The 8,616-nt window shown below is 73.5% G+C and carries 9 protein-coding genes and 1 riboswitch; of the genes, 2 read left to right on the top strand and 7 right to left on the bottom strand.

The window, feature by feature from the left end; all coding sequences use genetic code 11:
* A partial coding sequence (locus tag DZF91_RS32725; protein WP_328589247.1) for a class I SAM-dependent methyltransferase occupies positions 1–873 on the top strand: 873 nt, incomplete at its 5' end.
* Between the two features lie 11 nt (positions 874–884).
* On the opposite strand, the gene DZF91_RS32720 is transcribed toward DZF91_RS32725, so the two are convergent.
* From DZF91_RS32720 to DZF91_RS32710, 3 genes are all read right to left on the bottom strand, one after another.
* A complete protein-coding gene (locus DZF91_RS32720) occupies positions 885–1,790 on the bottom strand; it encodes a hypothetical protein (protein ID WP_147341500.1) in 906 nt (301 codons plus the stop codon).
* Entirely contained in the window at positions 1,787–2,323 is a 537-nt protein-coding gene (locus DZF91_RS32715) for an RNA polymerase sigma factor (RefSeq protein WP_117360917.1), read from the bottom strand. The genes DZF91_RS32720 and DZF91_RS32715 overlap by 4 nt, the downstream gene beginning before the upstream one ends.
* A 206-nt stretch (positions 2,324–2,529) precedes the next feature.
* The gene (locus tag DZF91_RS32710) at positions 2,530–3,801 is read right to left on the bottom strand and encodes a serine hydroxymethyltransferase (protein ID WP_235834739.1); all 1,272 of its coding nucleotides are present in this window, start codon (positions 3,799–3,801) and stop codon (positions 2,530–2,532) included.
* A gap of 62 nt (positions 3,802–3,863) precedes the next feature.
* Positions 3,864–3,953, bottom strand: a riboswitch (ZMP/ZTP riboswitch).
* Positions 3,954–4,028: 75 nt separating this feature from the next.
* On the opposite strand from DZF91_RS32710, the gene DZF91_RS32705 reads away from it, so the two are divergent.
* A complete protein-coding gene (locus DZF91_RS32705) occupies positions 4,029–5,372 on the top strand; it encodes an acyltransferase family protein (protein ID WP_117360916.1) in 1,344 nt (447 codons plus the stop codon).
* Positions 5,373–5,591: 219 nt separating this feature from the next.
* Here the strand turns inward: DZF91_RS32705 and DZF91_RS32700 are convergent, their stop codons facing one another.
* From DZF91_RS32700 to DZF91_RS32685, 4 genes are all read right to left on the bottom strand, one after another.
* On the bottom strand, positions 5,592–5,963 hold the full coding sequence (locus DZF91_RS32700; protein WP_117360915.1) for an RNA polymerase-binding protein RbpA: 372 nt from the start codon (positions 5,961–5,963) through the stop codon (positions 5,592–5,594).
* A 137-nt stretch (positions 5,964–6,100) separates the two neighbouring features.
* Positions 6,101–6,334 (bottom strand): preprotein translocase subunit SecG, encoded by a 234-nt coding sequence (gene secG / locus DZF91_RS32695; RefSeq protein WP_117360914.1) that lies wholly within the window; start codon positions 6,332–6,334, stop codon positions 6,101–6,103.
* Between the two features lie 182 nt (positions 6,335–6,516).
* Positions 6,517–7,317, bottom strand: coding sequence for a triose-phosphate isomerase (gene tpiA, locus DZF91_RS32690; protein ID WP_117360913.1), 801 nt, complete (start codon positions 7,315–7,317; stop codon positions 6,517–6,519).
* Between the two features lie 5 nt (positions 7,318–7,322).
* Positions 7,323–8,510: a phosphoglycerate kinase gene (locus DZF91_RS32685; RefSeq protein WP_117360912.1), complete on the bottom strand. Its 1,188-nt coding sequence runs from the start codon at positions 8,508–8,510 to the stop codon at positions 7,323–7,325.
* Between the last annotated feature and the right edge of the window lie 106 nt (positions 8,511–8,616).

Below are 8,616 nucleotides of genomic sequence, written 5' to 3'. Positions count from 1 at the left end.
GGCGGCCCGGCGGGCGGGCGGGGCCACCCGGGGGCCAGCGGCGGGACGGGCGGGGGCCGCCTGGCAGGATGGGTGCCTGTGACCGGCATCTACGACGACCCCTGGGCCTACGAGCTGGCCTGCTCGTTCCGCGACGTGCCCGCCGAGGTGGACGCGCTGCTCGGGTGGACCGTCCGGCACCGCTCGTCCGGCGCCGCCGCCCGGACCGTCCTGGAGCTGGCGGCGGGCCCGGCCGAGCACGCCCGCGAGTTCGCCCGGCGCGGCCTGGCCGCCACGGCCCTCGACCTGCATCCGGCGATGTGCGCCTACGCCGACCAGCAGGCCAAGGAGCGCGGCCTCGAGCTGGACGTCGTCCAGGAGGACATGACCTCGTTCGCGCTCGGCCGCCGGTTCGACCTGGTCGTGACGATGCTGGACTCCACGTCCCACCTGATGACCCTGGACGCCTTCGTCGCGCACCTGGACCGCACCGCCGACCACCTCAACGCCGACGGCCTGTACGTCCTGGAGATGTCGCACCCGCGCGACCGCCTCACCGACGCCCCGAGCGTCTCCACCGGCTGGACCGTCGAGCACGACGGCCCGGGCGGCAGGGTGGAGGCGACCGTCCGGTGGGGCGAGCCGACCGACCGCCTCGACCCGGTCACGCAGATCGCCGACGACCACGTCACCATGACCATCACCAAGCCGGACGCCCCGGTCCGGGTGATCCGCGACGTCGTGCCCTACCGGTTCTGGACGGCGACCGAGCTGAGCGCCGCCATCCGGCTGTCGGGCGCGCTGGAGACCGTCGCGCAGTACGGCGACTTCGGCGACGTCGCCCTCACCGACGCCGACGCCTGGCGCATGATCACCGTCCTCCGCCGCACCTGACCGGCGGCGCCTCAGCCGACCGGGTGGGGCCGGGGGTCGCCCGGTTGCGGGACGACCATCAGCCCGACCGAGTCGGAGCTCCGCATCCACGCCCCGGTGACGCGGCGCCTGCCGGAGGGACGCCAGGCCGTGGGCGGGACCCACGACGAGGTCGACCCGTCGGCCTTGACCTCCCCGAGCGTGAACGCCGAGGTCAGGCCGCGGCGGCGCAGTTCGGCGAGGGCCTGCGCGACGGTCCGTCCGGCCAGGCGCAGGTCTCCGGCGCGATCACCGGGTCCCGGGTTCGCGTCGAAGTAGACCTCACCGGGCCCGGCTTTCCTGCCGATGACGATGTCGGCCCCCTGCAGGTGGAACATCGCCCCGCCGAGCCGGACCCTCAGCGGGCAGGCGCGCTGCCCCGGCGGGCACTCCAGCACGGCGCCGGACGTCCCGGACACGCCACCCGCGGGCCTCGCGCCCTTGGGCGCGTGCAGCGTTCCGATGGAGACGACCCTGCGTTCCCGCCCCCGCATCACCGGCACGATCCGCAACCTCGCGTCGAGGCCGACCTTGGCGAACGCCTCGCTGAACTCCCGCTGGTCGGCGTAGGCGTTCTTGACCTCCACCTCGTATTCGGCGCCCTTGACGTCGATGGACACGGCCGCGTTGGCGTAACTGCGCAGCGGCGCCGCCTGCCGACCGCCCGGCTGGGCGTCGGCCATCAGGACGGCGACCGCTGCGGCAGCGGCCGAGGCGACCACCGCCCCGCCCAGCAGCATGGGAAGTCGTGGCGCACGCCGACGGCGACGCGTCGGCGCCCCGACGGCTGTGACGGCCGCCAGCAGGGCCCGCCCCCCGGCACCGTCCGGTTCGCTCGCGATGTCGCTGTCGCGCACCGTCGCCAGGCCCGCAACGAGATCGTCGATGTGGGACGTCATGTCAGATCACTCTCCTGAAGAACGGGCCTGGCCTGCACGGCCACCTGCGGACGGACGACGCCCGCGGACCGCAGGGCTCGCGCGAAACGCCCACGGGCGCGGTGCAGGCGGACGCTCACGGCGTTCGCGGAGCAGCCGAGCACCGTCGCGATCTCGGTATGGGACAGCCCTTCCCAGGCCACGAGCGCGAGCAGTTCGCGGTCACGGTCGGGCAGGCGGCGGAAGACCTCGGCGACCGCCGAGTCGTCCCGCGTCGGCGCGGACACGGACAGCTCGGCGACCAGCGCCGCCGTCCTCAGGCCGTGGCGGCGCGCTCCGCGCCGCTGGTTGGCCAGCACGCGGCGCGCGACGCCGTACAGCCACAGCCGCGCCTCTCCCCCGGCCGGCATCTCCGCCGCGCGACGCCATGCGATCGCGAACGTCTCCGCGACCACGTCCGCCGCGTCCTCGGGCGAGTCGCACCGGCGCAGGGCGTAACCGAGCAGCGGTTTGTAGGTGGCGGCGTAGACCTCCGCGAACTCGTCCTCACCCATCCGGGTCCCTCGACATCCGGCCTCCTGAACGTGTGCCTCTCGGTGAACGGTCACCTGCACATGTCCAGTCCCCGCCCGGATCTTTCACACCGGCCGTCCGAACGGCCGGACCGGGCCCGGGTCGCCGCCGGAGGCGTCCGGTGCTCCGGCGGCGACGCGGCTGCCACGGTGTCCCGCCCTGTGTCCGGCGGGCGTCCGGCGTCAGGTCACGGGGTGGGGGCCCAGCCGGGCATGGGGTGCGCGGCCATCAGCTCCCGGATCTCGGCCGCGATCCGCTCCAGACCGGTCTCGTCGCCCTTCGCCGCGGCCTGGACGACCTCGTCGATCCACCCGGCGAGCGGCTCCATGTGCTTCTCGGTCAGCCCCCGCGTGGTGACCGCCGCCGTGCCGACCCGCAGCCCGGACGGGTCGAACGGCTTGCGCGGGTCGAACGGCACCGCGTTGTAGTTCAGCTCGATCCCGGCCCTGTCCAGCGCCTGCGCGGCGGGCTTGCCCGCGACGCCCTTGTTCGTCAGGTCGATGAGGATCAGGTGGTTGTCGGTGCCGCCGGAGATCAGGTCGTAGCCCCGCGCGAGCAGCGCGTCCGCCAGCGCCCGGGCGTTCGCCACGACCTGGCGGGCGTAGGCCGCGAAGTCCGGCCGGGCCGCCTCGCGCAGCGCCACCGCGATCGCGGCGGTCGTGTGGTTGTGCGGACCGCCCTGCAGGCCGGGGAAGACGGCCTTGTCGACCGCCTTGGCGTGCTCCTCGGTGGACATCACCATCGCGCCGCGCGGGCCGCGCAGCGTCTTGTGCGTGGTGGTGGTGATCACGTCGGCGTGGCCGACGGGGGACGGGTGCGCGCCACCCGCGATGAGCCCCGCGATGTGCGCGATGTCGGCGACCAGGACCGCCCCGACCTCGCGGGCGATCTCCGCGAACGCCGGGAAGTCGATCGTGCGCGGGATCGCCGTCCCGCCGCACCAGATCAGCCTCGGCCGCTCCCGCAGCGCCAGGTCGCGGACCTCGTCCATGTCCACGCGGCCGGTGTCGGCGCGCACCCCGTACCGGACGGGGTTGAACCACCTGCCCGTCGCCGACACCGACCAGCCGTGCGTCAGGTGGCCGCCCATCGGCAGCGACAGCCCGAGCACGGTGTCGCCGGGGTTCAGGAACGCCAGGTAGACGGCCAGGTTGGCGGGCGAGCCGGAGTACGGCTGGACGTTGGCGTGGTCGACCCCGAACACCGCCTTGGCCCGCTCGATCGCGGCGAGCTCGACCGGGTCGATGTTCTGCTGGCCCTCGTAGTACCGGCGGCCCGCGTAGCCCTCGGAGTACTTGTTGGTCAGGACGCTCCCGGTCGCCTCCAGGACGGCGGGCGAGACGTAGTTCTCCGAGGCGATCAGCCGGATCTTCTCGAACTGGCGGCGGGCCTCGGCCTCCACCAGGCCGCCGATCTCGGGGTCCTCGGCCAGCAGGTGGGGGATGGACGGCTCGTGCACGGTGCCTCCGCGAAGGTCGGGCCGGAGGCTCGGTGGTCGGGCACCCCGGCATGGTGAGGTGTCCCGTACACCCAGGCGCGCGGTGTGCGGACGGCGGTCTTCGCTCCCCGGTGGTCGGCTCCACCTTGACTGCGCCAGTCGCGTGGTCGTCATCATAGCGGCCCGACCGGCCGCCCCCTTGATCCTTTTTATGCCGTATTGCCGGTCAAGCCGCTAGGGTCGCTGGGATGCGTTCCGAACTCCCCCTCCGCAGGCCGGACGCGACCGTCCGGCTGGGTTGGCTGGACGCCCTGCGCGGCGTCGCCGCCATCACCGTGGCGCTGCACCACGCGTCCTACCACTACCTGCCGCACTTCCGCCGGACGCTGCTGGCCTGGTTCGACCCCGGGATGTTCGGCGTGCTGGTGTTCTTCCTGGTCAGCGGGTACATCGTGCCCGCGTCGCTGGAACGGCGGGGGTCGGTGCGGCGGTTCTGGACCGGCCGGGTGCTGCGCATCTACCCGCTGCTGGCCGCCGCCGTCGCGGTCGTCCTCGTGCTGCACGCGACGGGGGTGTACGCGCTGCGGGACGGGCTGACGGACGACCACCGCCCGGTCACGATCGCGCTCTCCCACCTGACGATGATGCAGGACCTGCTGGGCGTGCCCAGCGCGATCAACGTGCTCTGGACGCTCTCCTACGAGATGGCGTTCTACCTGCTGGTCGTCGCCCTCTTCTCGGTCGGCCTGCACCGGCGCTCGGTCGCCGCGGCGTCCCTCCTCGCGGTCGCCGCGCCCGCCCTGGCGCCCGTCCTGCCCGCCGCCGCGCTGACCGCCCGGTTCGGGGACGGCCGGGTCTCGCTCGCCGCGTTCGTGCTGATGGCCGCCTCGATCGGGCTGGCCTGCGCCCGGCGGACCGCGGTCGCGCGGGGCGGGGCGCTGCTCGGCGGCGCGCTCGCGCTCACCCTCGTCCTGGTCAACGGGCGCGTCGACCCGTGGCAGGGCCTGGCGATCCTCGCGGTCATGTTCACCGGGACGGTCGTCCACCGCGCCGAACGCGGCCAGATCCGGCCGCGCACCGCCGTCGGCGTCTGCCTGCTGGTGGTGGCCTGCGCGGTCGGGACGGGGATCTGGCGCGTCCGGCGCTACACCGACTGGGACACCGACCTCGGGGAGAAGCGCGCCTGGGCGCTCGCCGTCCTCGGCGCGTTCGCGGTGTTCGCGATCGGGTTCGCGCTGCGGGACCGGCACGTCCCGCGCTGGCTGGCGTGGACGGGCGTGGTCAGCTACTCGGTCTACCTGCTGCACGAACTGCTGCTGATGGGCCTGGACACGGTGTTCGGACGGCCCCGCGGCGACCAGCCGCTGCTGCTGGTCCCGTTCGTGGCGCTGCTGCTCGCGGCGAGCTGGGCCGCGCACCGCTGGATCGAGCTTCCGGGCCAGCGCCTCGGCCATGCCCTCGGCCGCCGCCTCGACCCCGCCCCGGCCGCCTCTTCGGCACCGTCGGCGTCGGCGTCGGCGTCGGACGACCGTCCCGACCGCCCGGCCGCGGCGTCCGCCGAGGACTCCGATCAGCAGTCCCTGGTCCACTGACCGGCGCCAGGCGCGAGGGCCGGTGGCGCAGCCCACGGTCGGCGCGTCCCACCAGCGGCCGAAGAGGCGACGCGGCCAGGGAGGAGCGACGCGGGCAGGGGGCGGAGCGCGAAAGGCCCGGCCCCCTCGGCGTCGGAACGCGGAGGGGCCGGGCCCAGATCGTGCGCGGGAACGGAACGGCCCGGTCCCGCGTCGGGTACCGGGCCGGAGGGACGCGCGTCAGGAGCGCGCGGCCTCCATGGCGCGCTTCACGGCAGCGCGCTTCTCGCGGAGCTTGTTGAGGGCCTCCTCGAGGATGGCCTCACCGTCGGCGTCGCTGCGCCGCTCCTTCACGTACGCCAGGTGCGTCTTGTAGGGCTCGGTCTTCGGCGGAGCCGGCGGGTTGTCCTTGTCCTGGCCGGCCGGGAACCCGCAGCGCGGGCAGTCCCACGTGTCCGGGACCGCGACGTCGGTCGCGAAGCTCGGGCGGGTCTCGTGCCGGTTGGCGCAGTAGAAGGTCACCCAGACGCGGGGCGCCGCGTCCCCGCGCTCGGCCTCCCCCATCGGTCCGGCGCCGACACGGCTTCCCCGAATCGCGTTGCCACTACCCACGGACTTACTCCTCGGTCGATACGCCGCCGCCCGCTGCGAGGTCGCTCCGGGAGCCGGGCGGCGGCTCGGCGGTGTTAGGTGTTCTTCGGCTCGGTGCCCGGGGCCGGTACTACGGGACCGGCCCCGGTGAGCGCGGGTCAGCTGTGCTTGAACAGCAGGCCCAGCACGATGATCGAGGCGAACCAGACCACGCCGACCCCGACGGTCAGCCGGTCCAGGTTCCGCTCGACCACCGACGATCCGCCCAGCGACGACGAGATGCCGCCACCGAACATGTCGGACAGTCCCCCACCCTTGCCCTTGTGCATCAGGACGAGAACCACCATCAGCAAACTCGTGATGATGAGCACGATGGACGAAGCGATGATCACAGTTGCGCGCCTTCTCTGGCCTGCCCCGCCGAGGCGGGGCCTGACTGATGTTGGACGGAGGATCTAGTCGGGCGGTTTACCCGTCTCCCCCGCAGGGTACGACGAAGTCTTCGCTGGTTCGGCAAGAACCGGCGGGTCGAGACCGAATTGATCTCAAGTCGCCGGTCCCCGACCGCCGTTCCTCAGGCCGGAAGGTCCCGGTACCGGCAGATCTTGACGAACTCGCCCGCGTCCAGACTGGCACCTCCGACCAGGGCGCCGTCCACGTCCGGCTGCGCCATGATCCCGGCGATGTTGTTGCCCTTGACCGAGCCACCGTACAGGATCCGCACCTTGTCGGCCGTCTCACCGTCGTACAGCTCGCCCAGCAGCCCCCGGATCGCGCCGACGACCTCCTGCGCGTCCTGCGGCGTGGCGACCTCGCCGGTGCCGATCGCCCAGACCGGCTCGTAGGCGATCACCAGGCCGGCGGCCTGGTCGGCCGGGATCTTCTCCAGCGCGCCCGTCACCTGGCGCAGGCAGTGCGCGACGTGCTCGCCCGCCTTGCGCACCTCCAGGCCCTCGCCGACGCACACGATCGGCGTGATCTTGTTGGCCAGCGCGGCCCGCGCCTTGGCGTTGACCAGCGCGTCGTCCTCGTGGTGGTACTGGCGGCGCTCGGAGTGGCCGACGGCCGCGTAGGTGCAGCCCAGCTTGGCCAGCATCGCCCCGGAGATCTCGCCGGTGTAGGCGCCGGAGGCGTGCTGGGAGATGTCCTGCGAGCCGTAGGTGATCTCCAGCTTGTCGGCGTCCACCAGCGTCTGCACCGAGCGGATGTCGGTGAACGGCGGCAGGACGGCGACGTCCACCGCGGCGTAGTCCGCCTCCTTCAGCCCGAACGCGAGCTTCTGGACGAGCGCGATCGCCTCGAAGTGGTTGTTGTTCATCTTCCAGTTGCCCGCCATGAGCGGCTTGCGCGCGGGGGCCTTCGCGGAAGGGGCCATCTCGGTCAGTCCTCCAGAGCCTTCAGGCCGGGCAGGGTCTTGCCTTCCAGGTACTCCAGGCTGGCGCCGCCGCCGGTGGAGATGTGCGAGAACGCCTTCTCGTCGAAGCCGAGCCGGCGGACCGCCGCGGCGGAGTCGCCGCCGCCGACCACCGTGAACGCGCCCGAGTCGATCAGGCCCTGCGCGACGGCGCGGGTGCCGTGCGAGTACGGCTCCATCTCGAACACGCCCATCGGGCCGTTCCAGAAGACGGTCCCGGCGCCGGCGAGCCGGGAGGCGAACAGCGCGCCGGACTCGGGCCCGATGTCCAGGCCCATCCGGTCGGCGGGGATCGCGTCGGCCGGGACGACGTCGTGGTCGGCGTCGGCGGCGAACGCCGTCGCGGCGACCACGTCGGTCGGCAGGACGATCTCCACACCGTTCTTCTCCGCCCGCGCCAGGTACTCGCGGACGGTGTCGAGCTGGTCCTGCTCCAGCAGGGAGGCGCCGACCTCGTGGCCCTGGGCCTTGAGGAAGGTGAACACCATGCCGCCGCCGACCAGGATGCGGTCGGCCTTGCCGAGCAGGTTGTCGATCACGCCGAGCTTGTCGGAGACCTTGGAGCCGCCGAGGACGACCGCGTAGGGGCGGGCGACGTCCTCGGTGAGCTTGCGCAGCACGTCCAGCTCGGCCGCGATCAGGTGGCCGGCGGCGTGCGGCAGCCGCTGCGGCACGTCGTAGACGCTCGCGTGCCTGCGGTGTACGGCGCCGAAGCCGTCGCCCACATAGAGCTCGGCGAGGGCGGCCAGCCGGTCGGCGAACGCGCCGCGCTCGGCGTCGTCCTTGCTGGTCTCGCCGGGCTCGAAGCGCAGGTTCTCCAGGAGGGCGACGCCGCCCTCGGCGAGGCCCGCGACGGCGGCCCGGGCGGAGTCGCCCACGACGTCGGCCGCGAACGCCACGTCCCGGCCGAGCAGCTCGCCGAGCCTCTTCGCGACGGGCGCGAGCGAGAACTCGGGCTTGACCTCGCCCTTGGGACGGCCGAGGTGGGCGCAGACGACCACCTTCGCGCCGCGCTCGGCCAGGGCCCTGATCGTGGGCACGCTGGCCCGGATCCGGCCGTCGTCGGTGATCTCGCCGCCGTCGAGCGGCACGTTCAGGTCAGTGCGGACCAGCACCGTGCGGCCGGTCACGTCCAGGTCGTCGATGGTGCGCATCGGAACGCGGAGTCCTTCCGTGAGTCGCGTGCGGGTGTGCCGCGGGCGGCCCCGGCGCGGGGCCGCCCGCAGACGTGCGCCCGCCGTGGCCCGGAGCGCGTCCGGG

Origin of the sequence: Actinomadura logoneensis (assembly GCF_003428695.1) — a bacterium.
GTDB classification, from domain to species: Bacteria; Actinomycetota; Actinomycetes; order Streptosporangiales; family Streptosporangiaceae; genus Spirillospora; species Spirillospora logoneensis.
The sequence above is the reverse complement of the archived record's forward strand: the minus strand, read 5'-3'. Positions and strand labels throughout refer to the sequence as shown.

What these genes read in the sequence shown, in the direction of transcription:
- DZF91_RS32720 (WP_147341500.1), bottom strand. Translation starts at nt 1,790, where the DNA reads ATGACGTCCCACATCGACGATCTCGTTGCGGGCCTGGCGACGGTGCGC.
- DZF91_RS32685 (WP_117360912.1), bottom strand. Translation starts at nt 8,510, where the DNA reads ATGCGCACCATCGACGACCTGGACGTGACCGGCCGCACGGTGCTGGTC.
- tpiA (WP_117360913.1), bottom strand. Translation starts at nt 7,317, where the DNA reads ATGGCCCCTTCCGCGAAGGCCCCCGCGCGCAAGCCGCTCATGGCGGGC.
- DZF91_RS32715 (WP_117360917.1), bottom strand. Translation starts at nt 2,323, where the DNA reads ATGGGTGAGGACGAGTTCGCGGAGGTCTACGCCGCCACCTACAAACCG.
- DZF91_RS32705 (WP_117360916.1), top strand. Translation starts at nt 4,029, where the DNA reads ATGCGTTCCGAACTCCCCCTCCGCAGGCCGGACGCGACCGTCCGGCTG.